Source organism: Croceitalea rosinachiae, assembly GCF_031846445.1.
GTDB classification, from domain to species: domain Bacteria; phylum Bacteroidota; class Bacteroidia; order Flavobacteriales; family Flavobacteriaceae; genus Croceitalea; species Croceitalea rosinachiae.
Map to the genome: position 1 here is coordinate 1,369,359 of NZ_JAVRHR010000001.1, position 20,569 is coordinate 1,389,927.

The window sequence follows — 20,569 nt, forward strand, 5'->3', positions numbered from 1 at the left end:
TAAATACACTAGATTGAAAAATCGATAAACGGAAAATAAAGTGCCTTGAAATCCCGCGCTAAAAATAGCCGAGACAGTTGCAAAGTATTTAAATATGACAATACCTAAGTCGATATTCCAAACAATTCTATTCTTAGTTATTTTGGAATTGATAGGTACATGGGTTCTGTTTGGCGTACACTTTGACATTTTTGAACTGATTCTAAGGTCTAAGTTCATCAATTCATTGCCTCAGTTATTAATTATCCTCTATTTTCTATACAGAGTTAACGGATTACACGGATTAGTAATCTCTAAAACATTTTTTAAATTTTATCTTTTTGCCTTATTACTAGGAATATCTGCTCCATTTATTCAGGAAATACTGAAGATTCTTTATTACCAAGAAATACCGATTAATCTTTTTCAATTTCAATTAGATTTTAGCGAGTTAATGAAATTGAACTCGATTGCAGGTATGTTGATTATTCCTTTTTCCGAGGAATTTTTCTTCAGACATTATATTCAAAAAGGGCTTCAAGAAAAATATATGCCCCTAATCTCGATTTTAGTCACATCTGTTCTTTTTGGAGCAATACATCTGACTAATTTTATTTACAATGAGGGAATGTTAGAGCCGAATTTTTATCAGTCTTTTGCCGCCTCTATTTTAGGAATCTTAACGGGAATACTATATTTCAAATCAAAATCCGTCGGACCGCCAATAATACTTCACATTATTTGGAACATGACTATATATATTACTTTAACTTAAATAAACGATTTGCCAACAACGACTATAATTCCCTAGTTGAAACAACTTCTCGCGTAAAATACATAGCTTTATAAAAAAATTGCATCCATGGAAAACAATGGAAAGAATAATCCTTTATTCTTTTTAGGTGACCGCTTGGAGTTTCCGCCTGTGTCCAATGCGAATTCAGATGGTTTACTTGCTGTTGGGGGTGATTTATCGCCTGAACGCTTACTGTTGGCGTACCAAAGTGGCATTTTCCCTTGGTTTAATGAAGATGCCCTTATTTTTTGGTGGAGCCCCGACCCTAGAATGGTACTTTTTCCTGAAAAAATAAAGGTTTCAAAAAGTATGCGTAAAGTGATTCGCGATACTGATTTTCGATTGACCAAGAACACTTGTTTTGAACAGGTTATTGAGCAATGCGCTATACAAAAAAGAAAGGGGCAAGAGGGTACTTGGATAACTCCAAAAATGAAAGAGGCCTATCTCAACCTACATGAAAAAGGGTTTGCAAAGTCTTATGAGGTTTGGCAAAATGATGAATTGGTGGGTGGCCTATACGGTATTGATTTAGGCCACATTTTTTGCGGTGAGAGTATGTTCAGTTTGGTTTCAAATGCTTCTAAATATGCATTTATACATATGGTGAACGAATTTAAAGAACAAAACTACTTGCTTATAGATTGCCAATTACATACTAAACACTTAGAGAGTTTAGGAGCTCAAGAAATATCCCGTAAAGATTTCATTGAAATTTTGAAAAAACAGAATTAAGGGCGATTATATCCGTTTTAAGATTTTAGTCTGCCAAGCTTCCAATTCAAAATTAGCTTGTTGTCCTTGAGCCATATTAGATTTAAGAACTTTATAGTTGTCTTCGTTCAAATCGTAGCCCCAATGGATTTTCTTATCAGAAAAGTTGTGAAGCACCAAAAATTCATTTGCTTTATCCCATCGTCTATAGGCGTAAATAGACGGATTATCTAAATCTAAGCATTCATAATCCCCATAGACAAAGGTCTTGTTTGCCTTTCTAAAGGCAATCATGTCCCGATAATAATTCAAGATGGAATTTGGGTCGTTTTCTTGGGTCGCTACATTGATGTTCTTATGATTAGGGTTGGTTTTAAGCCATGGTATTCCCTCGGTAAAACCCGCATTGGCATCAGAACTCCATTGCATTGGGGTACGGGCATTGTCTCTACTTTGTATATGAACAATATGGAGAAATTCTTCCATGTCTTGGCCTTCTTCTTCAGCTGCCTTCCAAGCATTTAGGGTCTCTACATCGTTATAATCTTCAATGCTGTCATAAGCGACATTGGTCATCCCTATCTCATCACCTTGGTATACATAAACGGTTCCCCTTAGCGTAAGCAACAAGGTCGCCAAAAGTTTGGCAGAAGGTTTACGGTACTCTTGGTCGTTTCCAAAACGAGAGACCATTCTACTAAAATCATGGCTGCCCAAAAAGATGCTACCCCAACCTTTATTTTTTAATGCCTTGTCCCAATTATTGAAAACCGTTTTAAAAGTCTTAAAATCAATGGGTATGGGGTCGTATTTTCCACCAACACCGCAATCAATGAACATATGGTCAAAATGAAATACCATATTGAGTTCTTCTCGCGATGCATCAACATATAAAGGTCCATTTGCTAAATCAATGCCCGGACCTTCACCTACGGTCATGATATCATATTTGCTGAGCACTTCTTGATTCATCTCATGGAGATACTGATGAATTTTTGGTCCATTTGCATAATAATTGATGATGGTTTCCTGAAACTTTTCATGTTCAGAATTAGGGTAGCCATCTGGTTTTGAAATCAATGAAATCACATCCATACGAAATCCATCTACCCCTTTTTTAAACCAGTACTCAACGACATCAAAGATTTCTTTTCGAACTTTTGGGTTCTCCCAATTAAGGTCAGGCTGCTTTTTAGTGAAATAGTGCAAGTAATATTGATCGGTCGTGCTATCATACTCCCAAGTACTTCCGTTAAAAAAAGACTCCCAATTGTTTGGTGGACCGTCATTTTGACCATCTTTCCAGATGTAATAATCGCGATAAGGATTAGATTTTGATTTCTTTGACTCAGTAAACCAATAATGCTCATCTGAGGTATGGTTGGCGACCAAATCCATGACCAGTTTAAGACCTTTTTGGTGTGTTTTTTCTAATAACTCATCAAAGGCTTCTTGTCCGCCAAAATCATCAGATATTTTTCTGTAGTGGCTAATATCGTAGCCGTTGTCATCATTGGGCGATTCATAAACCGGACATAGCCAGATGACGTCAACGCCTAGCGATTTGATATGGTCAAGCTTTTCGATGATACCATGAATATCACCTATACCGTTTCCGGTAGTATCTTTAAATGAACGCGGGTATATTTGATATACCACACTCTCTTTCCACCAAGTTTTTTTCATTGATAACTTAGAAATCTAAATAGCAATTAGGAAAATATGAAATAGGTGCTTATAACCAATACAGAGATAATGGCTCCAACAATAAAGGCGTATTTCCATGGAGTAATGTCTATAACATCAGTAGTCTCTTCTTCGGTCACAACTTTTTTAGGCTTAATCTTACCAAAAATAAGCATCACAATGACATTGAAGACAAATAAAATACCCATGACATGTAAGTAATGCGGATAGGCTTCTGCCTTGATTATACTAAGTTCACTGAGGTCCGTGATTCCCTGAGATTGGGCGATTGAAACAGCAGTATCTCTAAAATGGGGTTCTAAAAAGAGTAGGCTTATTAAATACAAAAGTACACCACCGATCATAACGACTTTGGCACCAATAGCAGGTACTTTTTTAGTCAAAACACCTGTCATCACCACCGCTAAAATAGGCACACTCAAACTACCCAATGATTGTTGAATATAACTGAATAAACCGTCGGGGGCGAAAGCAATAAAAGGAGCAATGGTCATAGAAATAAGGCCTAATACGATACCAAATGTTTTACCTGCTTTTACGGTATCAAGCTCTGATGCATCTTTCTTAAAATACATTCGATATAAGTCAAAACCGAACAAAGTAGCACTACTATTTAGCAAACTGTTAAAAGAACTCAATACTGCTCCAAAAAGTACTGCTGCGAAAAAGCCAGTAAAAGCTCCTGGCAATACTTTTGCCACCAAAGCCGGATACGCTTGATCGGGATTATCTAATTGCCCCTCAAAAACATGCCAAGCAATGATACCAGGTAATACCACTATAATGGGGATTACAAATTTCACAAAGGCGGCCAATAACATTCCTTTTTGCCCTTCTTTAAGGCTTTTAGCCCCGAAAACCCTTTGCAAAATAGATTGATTAGTACCCCAATAGTAGATTTGGGCCAGCATCATTCCCGTAAAAATGGTACCAAATGGAATGGAAGAATCAACGGCTCCCTTTAGTTTAAATTTTTCGGGATTGGTATCCCATAAGATTCCCAAGCCTTCTCCCAAGTCTCCATCACCTATTAGTAGCAACCCAAAAACAGGAATTAATAATCCGCCAATCAAAAGACCTATGGCGTTGATCAAATCGGAAACAGCAACCGCTTTTAACCCTCCAAAAATTGCATACACCATTCCAATCAATCCTATGGTAATTACACAAATCCAGATTACGGTCCATGGCGCAACACCCATTACATTAGGCAGGTCGAACATGGTACTGAAGGCTAATGATCCTGAATATAATATGGTCGGCAATAGCACGATGCCATATGCAAATAGAAAAAGAACGGATAATAAGGCTTTGGTCTGTTGGTCAAACCTTTTTTCTACAAATTCAGGAATTGTGGTTATTCCCTTCTTCATGTATTTTGGCAAGAGATAAATGGCTGTGAAAATCATGGCTATGGCTGCCAATGTCTCCCATGCCATGACCATTAGGCCTTCGGCAAATGCTTGTCCATTGAGGCCCACGATCTGTTCGGCCGAAAGGTTGGTCAGTAACAAGGATCCCGCAATGGTAATCGCTCCAAGACTTCGACCTCCAAGATAATAGCCATCAGCTGATTTTTCATCGGTCTTGCGCGTTGCATACCAAGCAACGACTGCTACAAAAAGTGTAAACCCTAAAAACGAAATAATAGTAAGAATTCCCAAAATATGTGAAGATTAACGTGGTTTTTGCTAAAGTAACAAAAATTGTTTTGTTTGATTGCCGATTTACTAAACGGAAAAAATATAATACAAATGTGTTAAACCTGATGATATCTAAAACAACCGGTTTCATGATCATTGACCATACCGATTGCCTGCATGGTGGCATATACCACGGTACTGCCCACAAACTTAAAGCCTCTTTTTTTAAGATCTTTGCTCAAAGTGTCTGAAAGTTCGGTTTTGGCCGGGGCGTCTTTATAGTTTGCAAAAGCGTTTTTTATGGATTTATGGTCGACAAAACCCCAAATATAGTTGCTAAAACTGCCAAACTCTTTTTGAATCTGCATAAACGCCCGAGCATTTGATACCGTAGCATTAACTTTTAATTTATTGCGAATAATGCCCGCATCTTGCAATAAAGAGTCTATTTTGTCTTGGGTGTAATTGGCAATTTTCTTGTAATCAAAATTGTCAAAAGCAGCTCTAAAGTTTTCTCGTTTCCTAAGAATGGTAATCCAACTTAATCCAGCTTGAAAAGTTTCTAGAACCAAGAATTCGAATAGCGAATCATCATCTTTTAAGGGTACTCCCCATTCATTGTCATGGTATGCTTCGTAGAGTTCATCACCTACACACCAACCACATTTATGTTTTTGCATATTTTACTAAAAGTTTTGTACAATATACATATAAAGCGGCATGCCCAAGGTGATGTTAAAAGGGAATGTGATAGCCAAAGCCATTGGCAGATATAAACTTGGGTTTGCTTTGGGTGCTGCTAATCGCATTGCCGCAGGTACGGCAATATATGAGGCACTGGCTGCTAAAATGGCAAATAGAAAGCGGTTACCTTCAACTTCGGTAATAAACTTACTGAACCATCCTACAAAAATGCCGTTTACGATGGGTACAACGAGGGCAAATACTAAAGCGAACCCTCCTTTTTTAATGAAGTCTTTTAGCTTCTTTCCGCTTGTAATACCCATATCCAATAAGAAAACCGCCAAGAAACCTTTAAAAATATCGGTGGTAAAGGGTTTAATACCTTCTGCTTGCTGTTCGTTTGCTAAAAAGCCAATTGTTAGACTGCCTAGAATTAATAGCACTGAACCGTTGGTCAAGGCATGATGAAGTACTTTTTTAATATCTCCATTCTTGGGCTTTTCTTTCTTGAAAAAAGACATTAAAAGTACCCCAACAATAATTGAAGGCGCTTCCATTAAAGCCATTACCGCTACCATATGGCCGCCAAAGTCAATTTGTTCCATCTCTAGAAAAGAAAGTGCGGTAACAAAGGTTACCGCACTAACAGATCCGTAGGCAGCTGCAATAGCTCCTGAATTCTCTACCGAGAACCTTCTTCTCAATATGAGGTAGGAATAGATAGGTACCAGAATGGCAAGAACAATCCCAAAAATCAGTGACCAAATGATTTCCATGTTCAGGTCACTATGTGAGAGTTCTAGCCCGCCCTTAAATCCTATAGCAAAAAGGAGGTAAAGGGAGATGAATTTTGATGAATTAGGAGGGATTTCTAAATCACTCTTAAGCTGAACGGCAATTATTCCTAAAAAGAAAAATAATAAAGCTGGGTTGGTCAGGTTGTCAATCAGCAGGTGTAAATCCATGTACTATTCTTCGAGGGAAATTTTAAGAACACCATCGATTCTTAATCTTTTACCTTCGTTTCTTACACTTTTTATAAACTCTTTAGTTATTCTTTTTTCGTTCTCCAATTCTTGGATTCTACCATCAGGATAATTGGTATCTGCCTCAGAGCTACCTTCGCACCATGATATGCGTTGTAACTTGTGAAAATTTATTTTCTCGTCAAGCAGTGCAAGAATTACATCTGAAGCTTCGGATGCAGTAAAACTGCCATCTACCAATTGAATTTTTTGATCTGTTTTAATCATTGTTTCCATGTGTTCTATTTTTATGATTTGTATTTTTTTGTTTGCTGATTTCCTATTAAATGAATGGTCATTAAGCCTAATACAATGGCCATAGAAACTGTTAGCCATTTAAAAAAGAGAAAATTATTTAACGCAGATAGCATTAAGACACCGCCAAAAATGAATCCCATTACTACAAAATAAATTGGGTAAAGTGTGTCATTTAGATTTGAGGTTTCTTTCTTCTGGGCAAGTCTTTGTGCGATTGGAAGTTTGAACAACATATTTCTAAATTTTTGACAAAGTTGAACTAATTAATTCATTTATAATTATTTATATTTATAATGAATTATATAAATAATATTTATGAACTATACTTTGAACCAGCTTCGAATATTCGTAAAAGTTGCTCAAAATCAGAGTATTACAAAGGCTTCTGAAGAGCTTCATTTGACGCAGCCAGCCGTATCAATTCAGCTTAGAAATTTTCAAGATCAGTTCCCAATCCCCCTGACCGAAGTAGTAGGTAGGAGATTATATTTAACGGAATTTGGAAAAGAGATCGCTTTGGCCTCAGAAAAAGTATTGAGCGAAATTAATGCGATAAACTATAAAACATTAGAATATGGGGGTAACCTAGCGGGTCAATTAAAAATTGCTGTGGTTTCAACCGGTAAATATGTAATGCCCTATTTTTTATCTGGTTTTATGACGAAGCATTCTAAGGTCGATTTAGTGATGGATGTTACCAATAAAGCATCGGTCATAAGAAGTTTAGAAAATAATGAAGTTGATTTTGCATTAGTATCTGTACTGCCAAAACATTTGAATATTGACAAAGTAGAACTCATGGAAAATATTCTTTATTTGGTGGGAAGTGAAGACAGTTTGAAAATAGATAAAAAGCGGCGTTTAAAATCTCTGGCCAATGCACCCTTAATTTTTAGGGAGAACGGTTCGGCAACACGAATGGCCATGGAGAACTATTTGAATTCAAAAAACATTAAGGTTTCAAAAAAGGTTGAACTTACATCAAATGAAGCCGTAAAACAAGCAGTGGTAGCGGGTCTTGGATACTCCATTATGCCGCTTATTGGCATAAAGAATGAGTTGATGAACGATAGCTTAAAAATTTATAACCTGCCTGGCTTACCCATTAAAACAAATTGGAACCTTATTTGGATGTCATCTAAACGATTTTCGCCTGTAGCGAAGACTTTTTTAAAATATTTAAAGGAAGAGAAGGAAAGTATCATACAAACGGAATTCAATTGGTTTAAATCATATGCGAAAAAAGAATATGGGTAGAACTACTCTTTGATCGTAATCTCTATGATGCTATTTATTTCAAGGTTTTGACCTTTTTGTCGAGCATCTAGAATCAATTGTGTCATTTTATGCTTTGCCTTTTTTAGTTCTTCAATTCTCTTTTCAGATTTCTCAATCACGGCGCTTTCATCACTCTGTAAGTTTGGAATTTGTACGGAATGAAACTTAATCTTATAATTAATTAGTGATAGTAATAGGTCAGCCGCCTCAGCAGGGCTGAACGTTCCTGTGACTAATTGAATAACTTCATTAGCGATGTTGGTTGTATGCTGTTTAAAGGGATTAAATTTTTTTAGGTTCATTTTATGCGAGCCTCATCAATAAAAAATTAGAATAAATTTTGTGCAGAACCATAATAACATAAATTAGTTTTATATAAGCACCCACCTATATTTGACTACTAGCGATAGCCAAATTGAGTAGGTGTTTTTTGGAGAGCAAAACTATTTTGCAAGCGAATCTTTGTTGCTAGTGCTTTGAATTTTTAGTTCGCCACTGTTGATAGCACCATTAAGATTGGCGGTTAAGGTCCTATAAGCCAAAAAGAATTTACCGCCGCTTGACTTTTTAAACCTAACTTTAGGATTGTCACTATCACCAATCTCTGTAATTGTAACTATCATATTTTTTAAAGAACCCATATTTGCTATACCTCCCCTTTTGATAATAAAGTTTTTCCTAGGGATATCAATAAATTGATACCTGTTTTGGGAGGGTTTAGAAATGATTAGTTGGTCGCCTATTTTAACCAAATCACTAAAGTCTTCCTGTGCATGCATTCTAACGGTAGCACATAGTATTACTAAAATGAAAAAGATACGTTTCATGTCTCTTTAATTTGTATTTAAATTTTGGGTTTCGAAATCATTTTTTGCCAAAACTGCTTTCAATGTGGGCCTATATCCATAAAAATTAAGACCGTCTTCCCTTCGTAACACTAGCTGTTTCTCTCCATTAGGCAAAATATTCATTTGGTCCACTACTACCACGATTCCGTAATAATTGAACGTTGGCCCCAAGCCAGAATTGGAATTTAAATTACTCTCTAGGCGCACCATTTCTTGATATGGTAACGTCAATATCAATCCACTCTCAACATTGCCCCGGCTTTCTCTAAAGTGATCAAATCTTTTAAGAAATTCATCTTGCTGTGCATTTGTTGATGAGATATAGAAGAAAAATAAGATTAGCGTAGTTAATTGCTTCATAGGCTGAAAGTTAGAACAGTAAATATATAATTTATTCGCATAATAGGACGTACTACCCCGTTAAAAGAAAGTTAAACAATTATGATATAAAAGTATTACTATTAGTTTTGTAAATATAAATTTGAAAGAATGGAAAGGTTACTGCAGACTATTAAGATTGCCATAAATGAAAAAATCTATTTGAAAGACCCAGAATCTTCAGATTTGGGTAAGCGAATAGTGGAGCATAGTATTTTAATGATAGATGAAATTGGTTTTGAGAGTTTCACTTTTAAAAAACTGGGCAGTAAAATAGGTTCTAATGAAAGTTCTATCTACAGATATTTTGAGAACAAGCATAAGTTGTTGGTCTATTTAACCTCTTGGTACTGGGGCTGGTTAGAGTATCAGTTGGTTTTTGCAACCAACAGTATATCAGATCCCATTGAAAAATTATCTCGTGCAATTGATATAGTCACTAGAACAATTCAAGAAGACAATGCGTATTCGCATATTAATGAAGTGCTATTAAATAAAATTGTCATTAATGAATCTTCAAAATCATTCTTAACCAAAGAAGTTGATCAAGAAAACAAAGACGGCTATTTTGTTATTTACAAAAGAATGGTCAATAGGCTTGAGGAGATGATCAAAGCTGTTGAACCTAATTATAAGTACCCTTCAAGTTTGGCAAGTACAATTCTTGAAGGGTCTTTACATCAACATTTTTTGAAAGATCATTTCCAAACCCTTACAGACTGCAATCAAACCAACACGCCGGGCAAATTCATGTCAGAATTGGTCTTTAACACCCTAAATCAAACCAACACTAATGGCTAAAACTATTTTAACCTCATGGCAGCGCCTTATTGGATTGTTGTCACTTGACAAAAAAGATGTTTTTCAAGTTTTTTATTATGCGATTTTCGCTGGTTTGGTGAATCTTTCGCTGCCTTTAGGTATTCAAGCGATTATCAATTTGATACAAGGGGCGCAAGTAAGTACTTCATGGATCGTGCTGGTCGTTTTGGTTACGCTTGGTGTTGCTTTCGTTGGGCTTTTACAGCTCATGCAAATACGTATTATTGAAAATGTTCAGCAAAAAATCTTTACAAGAGCATCATTTGAGTTTTCATATCGTTTTCCTAAAATTAAAATGAGTGAGCTTCGTAATTATTATCCGCCTGAACTGGCGAATCGTTTTTTTGACACGCTTACGATTCAGAAGGGATTATCTAAGATATTAATTGATTTCCCCGCAGCTTTGCTCCAGATAATTTTTGGACTTTTGTTGCTTTCCTTCTATCATCCGTTCTTCATAATTTATGGTCTGCTTTTATTATTATTAATATATGTTGTGTTCAAGTTTACTGCTCAAAAAGGATTAGAAACAAGTCTTGATGAGTCAAAGAACAAGTATATGGTAGCCCATTGGATTCAAGAGATTGCGCGATCAATTATAAGCTTTAAACTATCTGGTAAGACCACGCACGCCATTGATAAGAATGACACGCTAGTGGCTAACTACTTAGATGCCCGTGAAAGTCATTTTAAGATTTTAGTGCTTCAGTTCATTCAAATGATAGGTTTTAAGGTATTGGTGACTGCGGGCCTTTTGTTAATAGGAGGCCTTTTGGTCTTGAACCAAGAAATGAATATAGGGCAGTTTGTAGCTGCTGAGATTATCATTTTATTGGTCATTAGCTCTGTAGAAAAGTTGATTCTTGGCTTAGAAACCTTTTATGATTTATTGACTTCTTTAGAGAAATTGGGTCAAGTGGTCGATAAAGAATTAGAACCACAGACCGGTGAAAAACCATTCAAAGAAAATGAAGGATTTACTGTTGAGTTAGATGATATTTCATATCATGTGCCAGATAGGGATAAAAAGATTATTGACAATGTTTCACTTACCATTACCCCAACTTGCTCCATATTATTACAAGGGCCTAGTGGTTCAGGTAAATCTACTTTACTAAGACTCATTGCAGGCATTCTAGAGCCAGATGAGGGAAAAATCTTCGTTAATGATGTTGCGCTTACGGGCATTAATTTGAACTATTATCGCTCGCATTTGGGGCAATCTTTAAGTGAAGAAACCCCTTTTGAAGGTACTATTCTGAATAATATCACTTTTGGTGATGATTCAGTTACTGTCGAAGATGTGTATTGGGCTTTAGAAAAAACGAAGCTTACCGAGTTTGTAAAAGATCAACCGCACGGGTTAAAAACGGTGCTTTATCCAGAAGGAAAACAAATTCCTTTTACAGTATCCAAAAAAATTGTCTTAGCCAGAAGTATTGTAAGAAAACCGAAGCTTTTGGTTTTGAAAGACCCTTTAGATCAGTTTAATACAAATGAGGCGAATGAAATCATGGACTTTTTGAGCGATAGCGAAAATGGCTGGGCACTTGTTATCGTTAGCGAAAATAAACAATGGTCTAAGCGATGCGGGCGAATTATAACTATGGATAGCGGTAAATTAATTAACGAAAAATCGAATAAAGATGCTTAATATTTCTCCTAACAAATTGAACGAGAAAATTGATCTTTCTCGTTTCAAAGCTGCGCAGAAAGTCTTTCATAAAAGGCATTTTAAGCAGTTCAATCGTTTTTTATTGGCCTTTTCCATTATTGGATTGATTGTGCTTTTTTTACCATGGACACAAAACATAACGGGCAAAGGGTATTTAACTACTTTAACTCCAGGTCAAAGACCACAGACCATACAATCTCCAATTCCTGGGCGAATTGAAAAATGGTACGTACGTGAAGGTGACTATGTTAAAAAAGGAGATACCATACTATTTATTTCTGAAATCAAGAATGAATACTTTGACCCAAGGTTGGTCGAACGTACCGGTCAGCAGATTAAAGCCAAAGAGATGTCGGTAACTTCTTATCAAGGCAAGGTGAAGGCATTGAATACACAGATCGGTGCTTTGTCTAATGAGCGAAGCTTGAAGTTAGAGCAAGCAAAAAACAAACTTTTGCAATCAAAGCTTAAAGTACAAAGTGATAGTATTGATTTAGAGGCGGCTAAAACCAATATTATGATAGCCGAAAGACAGTTCAATCGTACTGACCAGCTTGAAAGTGAGGGTTTGAAAGCCGTTACCGACGTCGAAGAAAAGCGTTTGAAATTGCAAGAGACGCAGGCCAAATTGATTTCTCAAGAGAACAAATTGCTGGCTAGTAAAAATGATGTAATTAATGCGAGAGTTGAAATAAATCGGGTTCAAGCCGAATACACCGATAAGATTTCGAAAGCCCAGAGCGACATGTTTACGGCGCAATCCAACCAGTTCGATTCTGAAGCGCAGGTAACAAAATTAGAGAATGAATTTAGTAATTACTCCATTAGAAATGACCTGTATTACATAAGAGCGCCCCAAAATGGTTATATCAATCGAGCTATTCAAGGAGGAATAGGGGAAACCTTTAAAGAAGGTGATAGACTTGTAGGTATAATGCCTTCTGACTATGATTTAGCTGTTGAGACATTTGTAGAGCCAATTGATCTGCCTCTGGTGCATTTAGGAGAAGAGGTGCGTATACAGTTTGATGGTTGGCCCGCAATCATATTCAGCGGTTGGCCCAATGTTTCTTATGGTACTTATGCAGGCAAAGTAGTCGCCATAGAAACCTTTATAAGCGATAATGGAAAATATAGAATATTGTTAGCTCCCGACCCAAACGATCATGAATGGCCAAAAGATTTAAGAGTAGGTTCAGGTGCAGATACTATTGCCTTATTAGAAGATGTACCTATTTGGTTTGAACTTTGGAGACAGTTAAACGGTTTCCCGCCAAATTATTATCAACCCACTAACGATATGGCCAAGGCCAAAAAGAAATGATGAAGAAAAGGCTCCTCTTTATAGTAGCATTTTTAATTGTTTTAATTGGTAATGCGCAACAAGACACGCTTGTACTCAATTTTAATGAGTATCTGGGGTACGTGAAAAAATACCACCCCATAGCAAAACAAGCACAATTGACCATCTCTATTGGGCAAGCCAATTTAATGAAAGCCCGTGGCGGATTTGATCCTAAAATTGAGGTTGATTATGATAGAAAGCAATTAAAAGGGACAGAATATTGGGACCGATTGAATGCTACCTTTAAAATACCCACTTATTTTGGAATTGAACTTAAAGGTAATTTTGAGCAAAATCAAGGGGATTTTCTCAATTTAAGTGAATCCGTCCCCATAGATGGGTTGTACAGTGCGGGAATTTCCATGGCTCTAGGTGAAGGTTTTTGGATTAACGAACGAATGGCTACCTTAAGAAAGGCAAAGTTCTTTAGGGAGCAAACTAAGGCGGATCAAGATTTGTTGGTCAACAAAATTCTTTTTGAAGCATCATTGGCCTATTTTGATTGGTTGCAGGCATACAACGACGCCCAAATTTTCAACAATTTTTTAGAAAATTCACAAACTCGTTTTGAAGGCGTAAGGCAAAGGGCTTTGGCCGGAGATATTGCAAAAATTGATACCGTAGAAGCAAAGATTGCCGTTCAAAATAGAGCATTGGGACTAGAACAGGCTAAAGTTAGGTTGATGAACAAAACCTTAGAATTATCTAACTTTTTGTGGATCAATGATGTTCCGGTTGAGGTACAAGCTAATGTAGTGCCCGATATAAATGTTGAAGATGATATTGACGTAACGCTAGAGATAATGGGTAAGCCATTGGACAGTTTTACCTTAGACAACCATCCTAAACTACGCTCTTTAGATTTTAAGATTGATGGCCTAACGGTTGAGAAACGCTTAAAAGCAAACAAACTACTTCCTATAATTGACGTGGAGTATAATTTTTTGACGGACCAACCTGAACAAATTAATGGCTTGGTTACTGATAACTACAAAGGTGGTATCAACTTCCGTTTTCCGTTATTTCTTAGAAAGGAACGTGGCGATTTAAAGTTGGCTAAATTTAAATTGCAAGATGCCCAGTTTGATCGTGATAATGCACAAGTCGAAATTCAGAACAAGGTTTTAGCTATTTATCGTGAGCTGGATTCATACGTACTTCAAAACGACTTGATATTTAATATTGTTCGAGATTATAATACCCTTTTAAGTGCCGAGGAGCGCAAATTCACTTTTGGTGAAAGTTCATTGTTTTTGATTAATTCAAGGGAGAGTAAGCTTATTGACGCAGAACTTAAGCAGAATGAGGTTCAGAACAAGTTTTTTAGCACAAAAGCCAAACTGTTCAAAAGCTTAGCCATCAATCCAGAAAACCTGTAAAGCGATATGTATGGATACAGGTGAAAAAGATGTTTTAGAAGAAAGAAGATTATTACAATCGAGAAGGCCAAATAAAGTGGCTAACACCATGATTAAAGATGGTTTGTTCATCTTTTTTGGCATAATTGCGGCTGCTTTCGGACTTGAAAGTTTTTTATTGCCCAATAGATTTATTGATGGGGGTGCCACAGGTATTTCCCTTTTAGTTACTGAGGTGACGTATATACCACTTTCTTTGTTGATTGTTTTTGTCAATGTTCCATTTTTAATCTTGGGATACAAGGTTATCGGAAAACAATTTGCCCTAAAAGCACTTTTGGCTATTTTAGGATTGGCAATGACCTTGGCGTTAGTTGATTTTCCTGAGGTTACGCAAGACAAGTTATTGGTTGCTGTTTTTGGTGGTTTTTTCTTGGGTGCCGGAATTGGACTTTCTATTAGAGGTGGAAGTGTTTTAGACGGAACCGAAGTGCTTGCTATTTATTTAAGTCGAAAGCTGGGTGCTAAAATAGGCGACATTATCATTATTATCAACATTTTTATATTCTTGGCTGCCGCTTATTTACTTACCATAGAGGCGGCATTATATTCAATGCTGACCTATTTAGCAGCATCAAAAACTCTAGATTTTGTAGTTGACGGCATTGAAGAATATACTGGGGTTACGATTATTTCATCAAGAAGTGAAGAAGTTCGTTTAATGGTTACCGATAAATTGGGCCGCGGACTAACCATTTATAAGGCAACCGGGGGGTACGGTAAGCAAGGCAATCATAATGAATATGATGTTATTTATACCGTAATTACCCGTTTAGAAATTCGAAAACTTACCGTTGAACTAGAAAAAATAGATCCCAAGGCCTTTGTAGTCATGAGCAGCATCAATGATACACGTGGAGGAATGATAAAGAAGAGAAAATATAATTAATAGTTTTACTATCAATATAGTTAAGTTTAACTATTGATTAACGATGTAAAGCTTTTGATTTAGAATTTCCTTCCGTATTTTTGAATAAAATTTAAAGGATGGGAAGAAATTCAATGAAAAGAAAGAAAGAACGGACGGTTTTATTTCCAGAGTTTGAGCAAATGGAGAAGGTAAGCCCTAGAGAAGTAATGATGGGTATGCTTATTAAAATTGGAAGACCTTCTAACCGATATTTCCAATATATCTACAGATCCCTGGATTTTTTCAACTTAAAGCTTTCAGACCTTAAACATTTGATTCCATTGCAAGGGACAAAGGCCAAAGTGATAGGTTTGATACAAATGGTCAATGGTGATGAAATTGCCATTATTGCTAAAAGAGATGGCACTCCTTTTTTTAGTCATTATAAGAGACTATTTGTAGATAGAAAACTCGCCTTAGAAAAAGAAGAAATAACAATTGCAGATTAAATAATTATAGATAAAAATGACGATTATGAAGAATAACAGAAAGTTTTACGCCCTAATAATAGGTTTAGCTTTTACAACAATCACCAATGCAGGAACAGGATTAAACGATAACGAAGAACTCAATGAGGTAGAGTTATTAAATACTATAGAATTTATAGAAGACGAGGAGGAGAGTGATCTTGGCTTTGACGTGACCCAATACCTACCTTATGGTTTCGACCCTTACAAAGGAATGGTCTTCGATATAAGCGAAATTAGATATGTAGAAATTTGCGAACCAATTCATTTGGGTTTTGATTCAAATGAATATTTACCAGAAAATTTCAATCCGTACATAGGTCAATAGCTATAAAATTAAAGCCGCTTCATTTGAAGCGGCTTTTTATTGAAAAGGGTGACCTTTGTCAGGTTTTATATGAACAAGCGACTTTAGTTTTGTAAGAAAGTAAAGTAGTATGAATACACTTATGGAGAATCCAATAAAATCTGTTTCAGAGACCATTCAAAAGTCAATGAATAAAGCAATGACCTATGAGGAGTATCGTAATTGGGTAAGTGAATTGGTGGCTTCCAATTCAAATTCAGGTCCAATTCAAACGGATGCCTTAGTAAATTATACCCAACTGAACGATAGGCGCATGAAGCGTTGGGACAAAACTTTGAAGATATCTGAAGAATATAAAAAAAAGATTACAAATCTAAATTCTAAAGCCACTTGGTTGGTTTTGACTGAGAGTTGGTGTGGCGATGCCTCTCCGAGTTTGCCAGTTATGAACAAAATGGCAGAATTGAATTCAAAGCTCGATTTAAAAATTGTTTTGCGTGATGAAAACCTTGAATTAATGAATTTGTTTCTGACGAATGAAGCGCAATCCATACCTAAATTAATTGCACTTGATTCAGAAACCAATGAAGTTTTAGGGGAGTGGGGTCCGAGACCTAGTATTGCAACCAAAATGGTTGACGACTATAAAGTAAAACATGGTAAGTTAACAGCAGAGTTTAAAGAAGACCTTCAGGTCTGGTACAATAAAGACAAAGGCCAAAATATACTTGAAGATTTGGTTAACTTACTTACTTTGAAATAGGTATGTAATAGTGCCTTTTTGACGGGCCTTATTACCCGAGCTGAATTGGGCTTTCAATGCATAGGCAGTTGCATTTTCAATTAGGCAAAAATCAGTGGTTGTAGAACTTTTTTCATTAAAGAAAGCATCAATTACGCTTCCTGAAGCATCAACCTGAATATTAATGACCACTTTACCGCCTCGCAAACAAGTATAAATTGGTGGTGGTAAATCATACGCATTTCTATCTACCAGAGAGAAAGAAATGGAAGTGCGTTTGTCTTTCAAGGTATTGGTGAACTCTTTTCTTTCTGCTTCCTTCTCACCTAATTGTTCTTTTCGCTCTTTCCGCTTTTTCGCCAATTCTTTCAAATTTGCGGCATACCCGGCTTCATTGCTTAAAAAATCATTGGTGTTGTCGCTCATCTGGCGTTCTTCCATGATTTCTTCTAGCGTTTGTAATGGCTCAGGCTCGCCAATATTTGGTTTTGCTGTTTCATTAAGGGCCATATGGCTTTTAATTGGGTCTAAAGTGTTCTTGAGTTCTTCTATCCGTTTTTCTTCCTCTTCTATTAACTCTTCAATGACCTCATCAGCAAGCGCCATTTCAATCACATACTCTTCTTCTTGCTGCCCACCTAAACGAATACTGTAAAGCGACAATAGAATAATTGCCATCGAAAAGATGGTAATTAATAACGATAATTGCTTTCTATTTAGGTTCATGGTGATATTATAACCGCAATTTTACAAAAATATTTTATCCAATTATATGTCACAAATACATAATGACACTATGTTTTTCTAATCTTGAATGGCTAATTGTTTTTTGAAAACTTCCGGAGTCATGGCCTTATTTACGTTGAAATCACCAATTTTGGTTCTTTTCAAGACTAATAGATGTGCGCCAGAATCTAAGGCCTTGCCAAAATCGTGCGCTAAAGATCTGATATAAGTGCCTTTGCTACATACCACTCTAAAATCGACTTCTGGCAACCGAATCGACGTAATCTCAAATTCCGAAATCGTAATTTTTCTTGTTTTGATTACTACTTCTATTCCTTCTCTGGCAAATTCGTAAAGGCGTTTACCATCTTTTTTAAGGGCGGAGAATATAGGAGGTTTTTGGTCTATCTCACCCAAAAATTGGGTAGTTGTCTCCACGATCAAATTTGGGGTGATATGTTCAATCGAAAATGTTTGGTCTACTTTAGTTTCTAAATCGTAAGAAGGTGTTGTTCCTCCTAAGGTAAATGTCCCCGTATATTCTTTTGTTTGTCCTTGAAGTTCTGGAATGCGTTTCGTGAATTTGCCAGTACAGATGATTAATAAACCGGTAGCAAGCGGGTCTAAAGTACCTGCATGTCCAATTTTAATCTTTTTAAGATTGAATTTCTTTCGAATTGCCCATTTCAATGCATTTACGGCTTGAAAAGAACTCCATCCCAAAGGTTTGTTTATCAGTAAGGTTTGCCCTTCTAAAAAATCTTCTTTGGTTTTTTTCATGAAAAAGAAGCTTGGTGATTAACTCCAAATACTCCAGCTAATAGCTATTAGTCCTACAATTAAACAGTAAATAGCAAAATAAGTAAGTTTACTTTTCTTAACTAGCTGTATCATCCAGGTACATGCAAAAAGCCCAGCAACAAAAGCAGCGATAAAGCCAGCTGTCATAGGAGCCATTTGTGAACTTTCAAGACTTAATTCACCACCTAAAATGTCTTTAGCAACTTTTCCAAAAATCAAGGGAACGACCATCAAAAATGAAAATCGTGCAGATTTTGTTTTGTCAATACCAAGTAAAACCGACGTTGAAATAGTGGCGCCACTTCTAGAAATACCTGGAAGCATGGCTACTGCCTGAGCTAAGCCTATAATAAAAGCACTTCTAAAAGAAACTCCTTTATTGGTGGTTTTGGCCATATCAGCTAGGTATAATAATATCGCTGTAATAATTAACATGATGCCTACGATGATAATGGCACCGTCAAAAAAAACAATCATAAAGTCTTCAAGAAAGAAGCCTACTATAGCCGCAGGAATCATCGAAATAATGATTTTCACTGCAAATTGTGTTTCCTCGTTCCAATTGAATTGAAACAGCCCTTTGAAAATATCCAGTACATCTTTACGAAAAATCACAATGGTACTTAAGGCAGTAGCAAAATGCAATACTACAGTAAACAGTAAACTTTCTTCAGGTATCGCATTGGCCCCTAAAATTGCTTTGCCCAATTCTAAATGACCACTTGATGATACGGGTAAAAACTCAGTTAACCCTTGAATTATACCAAGGATAATGGCATCTATGATTTCCAATTATTTCTTTTTTTTGTTAGGATTCAATAAGATGGCATAAATCTGAATGCCCAAACCAATAAGAATTAAAGTTGGAGCTAAACGGATTCTTCTGAAATTATAGATTTCAGGGTTGAATACATTCGGGTCATCACTACCTCCACCTGCCATCAAAATAAAGCCTAATGCAATTAGACCCAGTCCGATGAACAGAAAAGTATAATTCTTTTTTTGAAAGATAAATTCCATTTTTGGTTTCTTTTCTGTCTTATTTTTCTTACTCATAACGAGAAAATTACTTTTTTGTTTTAATAATATAGGTCATCGGTTCTTAAATTGAGAAAACGCTGAGTAGCAAAATAGGTGCTGATATATGAGATTAAGATTCCCAATAGTAGAACACTTGTAAATAAAATAGCCAATACTGAAACATCTTGAAAAAGATTCAGTTCTGGAAAATTAGAATTTACATAATACAGCACAATTGCCAAAGCCAATACGGCAAGCAACGAACCAAAAACTCCTAGTTTAAGGTTGGTAGCAATAAAAGGTTTTCTGATGAATTTTTTAGTAGCCCCCACCATTTGCATCGTCTTGATAATAAATCGTTTAGAATAAATAGAAAGCCGTATGGAGCTATTTATAAGTAATACTGCAATAACAGTAAAAATAGCACTTGCAATTAAAATCCAAAGGCTAATCTTTTTTACATTGTCGTTTAAAAGTGATATCAGAGGCTTGTCATAACTCACTTCATCCACATAGGTTTTTGTGCTAAGGTTGGTGGCAATCTCCTCGACCTGTTCGGGTGAAACAAAATCAGCATTCAGGTTGACATCGACCGAATTTTTTAAGGGATTATACCCCAAAAATTCTTGAAAATTTTCTCCAATATCCTCACTATACTGTTCTGCGGCATCTTCTTTAGAGACATAAACGGCAGACTTGGTATAATCGGCCATTGCCAGACTTTTTTGAAGCTGGTCAATTTCCACTGGCTTTGCATTATCCTTTAGAAAGACGGAAATAGTAATCTGTTCTTTAAAATGGTCTGCTAACTTCTTGGTATTTATAACCAACATGCCTAGAATCCCTAAAAGAAAAAGCACCAATGCAATGCTCAACACCACCGAAAAATAGGAGGAAATCAAGCGTCTTCTTTGATACCGTTCAATATATTGGGCCATAATGCAAAATTGATGTGTAAAAATAGAAAAGTAAATCGGTTTTAAGGGGATTACCACTATTTTTGCGCATTATATAAGACGCGTAAAT

At 36.2% G+C, this 20,569-nt stretch carries 25 protein-coding genes; 11 read left to right on the forward strand and 14 right to left on the reverse strand.

All coding sequences use genetic code 11. The features are described from left to right. The first annotated feature begins 94 nt into the window (after positions 1-94). Both RM706_RS06225 and aat read left to right on the forward strand, forming a co-directional pair. Positions 95-754, forward strand: coding sequence for a CPBP family intramembrane glutamic endopeptidase (locus RM706_RS06225; protein ID WP_311350167.1), 660 nt, complete (start codon positions 95-97; stop codon positions 752-754). An 87-nt stretch (positions 755-841) separates the two neighbouring features. After that, on the forward strand, positions 842-1,510 hold the full coding sequence (gene aat / locus RM706_RS06230; RefSeq protein ID WP_311350168.1) for a leucyl/phenylalanyl-tRNA--protein transferase: 669 nt from the start codon (positions 842-844) through the stop codon (positions 1,508-1,510). A 6-nt stretch (positions 1,511-1,516) separates the two neighbouring features. Here aat and RM706_RS06235 read toward each other — a convergent pair whose 3' ends face one another. The 6 genes from RM706_RS06235 to RM706_RS06260 form a co-directional block, all read right to left on the reverse strand. Next, complete coding sequence (locus tag RM706_RS06235) at positions 1,517-3,175, reverse strand: glycoside hydrolase family 13 protein (protein ID WP_311350169.1); 1,659 nt, start codon at positions 3,173-3,175, stop codon at positions 1,517-1,519. 26 nt (positions 3,176-3,201) lie between these two features. Beyond that, the gene (locus RM706_RS06240) at positions 3,202-4,854 is read right to left on the reverse strand and encodes a solute:sodium symporter family transporter (RefSeq protein ID WP_311350459.1); all 1,653 of its coding nucleotides are present in this window, start codon (positions 4,852-4,854) and stop codon (positions 3,202-3,204) included. A gap of 101 nt (positions 4,855-4,955) precedes the next feature. Beyond that, positions 4,956-5,519 carry a DNA-3-methyladenine glycosylase I gene (locus tag RM706_RS06245; RefSeq protein ID WP_311350170.1) on the reverse strand — a complete coding sequence of 188 codons (564 nt, stop codon included), beginning with the start codon at positions 5,517-5,519 and terminating at the stop codon, positions 4,956-4,958. Between the two features lie 6 nt (positions 5,520-5,525). After that, positions 5,526-6,488 carry a sodium-dependent bicarbonate transport family permease gene (locus RM706_RS06250; protein ID WP_311350171.1) on the reverse strand — a complete coding sequence of 321 codons (963 nt, stop codon included), beginning with the start codon at positions 6,486-6,488 and terminating at the stop codon, positions 5,526-5,528. Between the two features lie 3 nt (positions 6,489-6,491). Further along, positions 6,492-6,785, reverse strand: a complete 294-nt coding sequence (locus RM706_RS06255) for a hypothetical protein (protein ID WP_311350172.1) — start codon at positions 6,783-6,785, stop codon at positions 6,492-6,494. Positions 6,786-6,796: 11 nt separating this feature from the next. After that, complete coding sequence (locus RM706_RS06260) at positions 6,797-7,039, reverse strand: hypothetical protein (RefSeq protein WP_311350173.1); 243 nt, start codon at positions 7,037-7,039, stop codon at positions 6,797-6,799. 82 nt (positions 7,040-7,121) lie between these two features. On the opposite strand from RM706_RS06260, the gene RM706_RS06265 reads away from it, so the two are divergent. After that, positions 7,122-8,063, forward strand: coding sequence for a LysR family transcriptional regulator (locus RM706_RS06265; protein WP_311350174.1), 942 nt, complete (start codon positions 7,122-7,124; stop codon positions 8,061-8,063). A 2-nt stretch (positions 8,064-8,065) separates the two neighbouring features. On the opposite strand, the gene RM706_RS06270 is transcribed toward RM706_RS06265, so the two are convergent. From RM706_RS06270 to RM706_RS06280, 3 genes are all read right to left on the reverse strand, one after another. Beyond that, positions 8,066-8,386, reverse strand: coding sequence for a hypothetical protein (locus tag RM706_RS06270; protein ID WP_311350175.1), 321 nt, complete (start codon positions 8,384-8,386; stop codon positions 8,066-8,068). A 141-nt stretch (positions 8,387-8,527) separates the two neighbouring features. Further along, positions 8,528-8,911, reverse strand: a complete 384-nt coding sequence (locus RM706_RS06275) for a hypothetical protein (protein ID WP_311350176.1) — start codon at positions 8,909-8,911, stop codon at positions 8,528-8,530. A 6-nt stretch (positions 8,912-8,917) separates the two neighbouring features. Next, positions 8,918-9,292 (reverse strand): hypothetical protein, encoded by a 375-nt coding sequence (locus RM706_RS06280; protein ID WP_311350177.1) that lies wholly within the window; start codon positions 9,290-9,292, stop codon positions 8,918-8,920. Positions 9,293-9,421: 129 nt separating this feature from the next. Between RM706_RS06280 and RM706_RS06285 the strand changes: the two genes are divergently transcribed. From RM706_RS06285 to RM706_RS06320, 8 genes are all read left to right on the forward strand, one after another. Further along, the gene (locus tag RM706_RS06285; RefSeq protein WP_311350178.1) at positions 9,422-10,111 is read left to right on the forward strand and encodes a TetR/AcrR family transcriptional regulator; all 690 of its coding nucleotides are present in this window, start codon (positions 9,422-9,424) and stop codon (positions 10,109-10,111) included. Further along, complete coding sequence (locus RM706_RS06290; protein ID WP_311350179.1) at positions 10,104-11,786, forward strand: peptidase domain-containing ABC transporter; 1,683 nt, start codon at positions 10,104-10,106, stop codon at positions 11,784-11,786. The genes RM706_RS06285 and RM706_RS06290 overlap by 8 nt, the downstream gene beginning before the upstream one ends. Beyond that, on the forward strand, positions 11,779-13,131 hold the full coding sequence (locus RM706_RS06295) for an HlyD family secretion protein (protein ID WP_311350180.1): 1,353 nt from the start codon (positions 11,779-11,781) through the stop codon (positions 13,129-13,131). The genes RM706_RS06290 and RM706_RS06295 overlap by 8 nt, the downstream gene beginning before the upstream one ends. Beyond that, a complete protein-coding gene (locus RM706_RS06300; RefSeq protein ID WP_311350181.1) occupies positions 13,131-14,531 on the forward strand; it encodes a TolC family protein in 1,401 nt (466 codons plus the stop codon). Before RM706_RS06295 ends, RM706_RS06300 begins: the two co-directional genes overlap by 1 nt. Before the next feature lie 88 nt (positions 14,532-14,619). After that, entirely contained in the window at positions 14,620-15,459 is an 840-nt protein-coding gene (locus RM706_RS06305) for a YitT family protein (RefSeq protein WP_311350460.1), read from the forward strand. Positions 15,460-15,557: 98 nt separating this feature from the next. Then, positions 15,558-15,929: a hypothetical protein gene (locus RM706_RS06310; RefSeq protein WP_311350182.1), complete on the forward strand. Its 372-nt coding sequence runs from the start codon at positions 15,558-15,560 to the stop codon at positions 15,927-15,929. 25 nt (positions 15,930-15,954) lie between these two features. Beyond that, positions 15,955-16,275, forward strand: a complete 321-nt coding sequence (locus RM706_RS06315; protein ID WP_311350183.1) for a hypothetical protein — start codon at positions 15,955-15,957, stop codon at positions 16,273-16,275. Positions 16,276-16,384: 109 nt separating this feature from the next. Beyond that, positions 16,385-17,017: a thioredoxin family protein gene (locus RM706_RS06320; protein WP_311350184.1), complete on the forward strand. Its 633-nt coding sequence runs from the start codon at positions 16,385-16,387 to the stop codon at positions 17,015-17,017. Here RM706_RS06320 and RM706_RS06325 read toward each other — a convergent pair. The 5 genes from RM706_RS06325 to RM706_RS06345 form a co-directional block, all read right to left on the reverse strand. Next, a complete protein-coding gene (locus RM706_RS06325) occupies positions 17,000-17,722 on the reverse strand; it encodes an energy transducer TonB family protein (RefSeq protein WP_311350185.1) in 723 nt (240 codons plus the stop codon). The genes RM706_RS06320 and RM706_RS06325 overlap by 18 nt on opposite strands. A 78-nt stretch (positions 17,723-17,800) precedes the next feature. Next, the gene (gene truB / locus RM706_RS06330) at positions 17,801-18,502 is read right to left on the reverse strand and encodes a tRNA pseudouridine(55) synthase TruB (RefSeq protein WP_311350186.1); all 702 of its coding nucleotides are present in this window, start codon (positions 18,500-18,502) and stop codon (positions 17,801-17,803) included. Positions 18,503-18,520: 18 nt separating this feature from the next. Continuing rightward, positions 18,521-19,315 (reverse strand): undecaprenyl-diphosphate phosphatase, encoded by a 795-nt coding sequence (locus RM706_RS06335; protein WP_311350187.1) that lies wholly within the window; start codon positions 19,313-19,315, stop codon positions 18,521-18,523. Then, positions 19,316-19,579: a DUF3098 domain-containing protein gene (locus RM706_RS06340; RefSeq protein ID WP_311350188.1), complete on the reverse strand. Its 264-nt coding sequence runs from the start codon at positions 19,577-19,579 to the stop codon at positions 19,316-19,318. Between the two features lie 23 nt (positions 19,580-19,602). Continuing rightward, on the reverse strand, positions 19,603-20,481 hold the full coding sequence (locus RM706_RS06345) for a cell division protein FtsX (protein WP_311350189.1): 879 nt from the start codon (positions 20,479-20,481) through the stop codon (positions 19,603-19,605). Positions 20,482-20,569 lie beyond the last annotated feature (88 nt).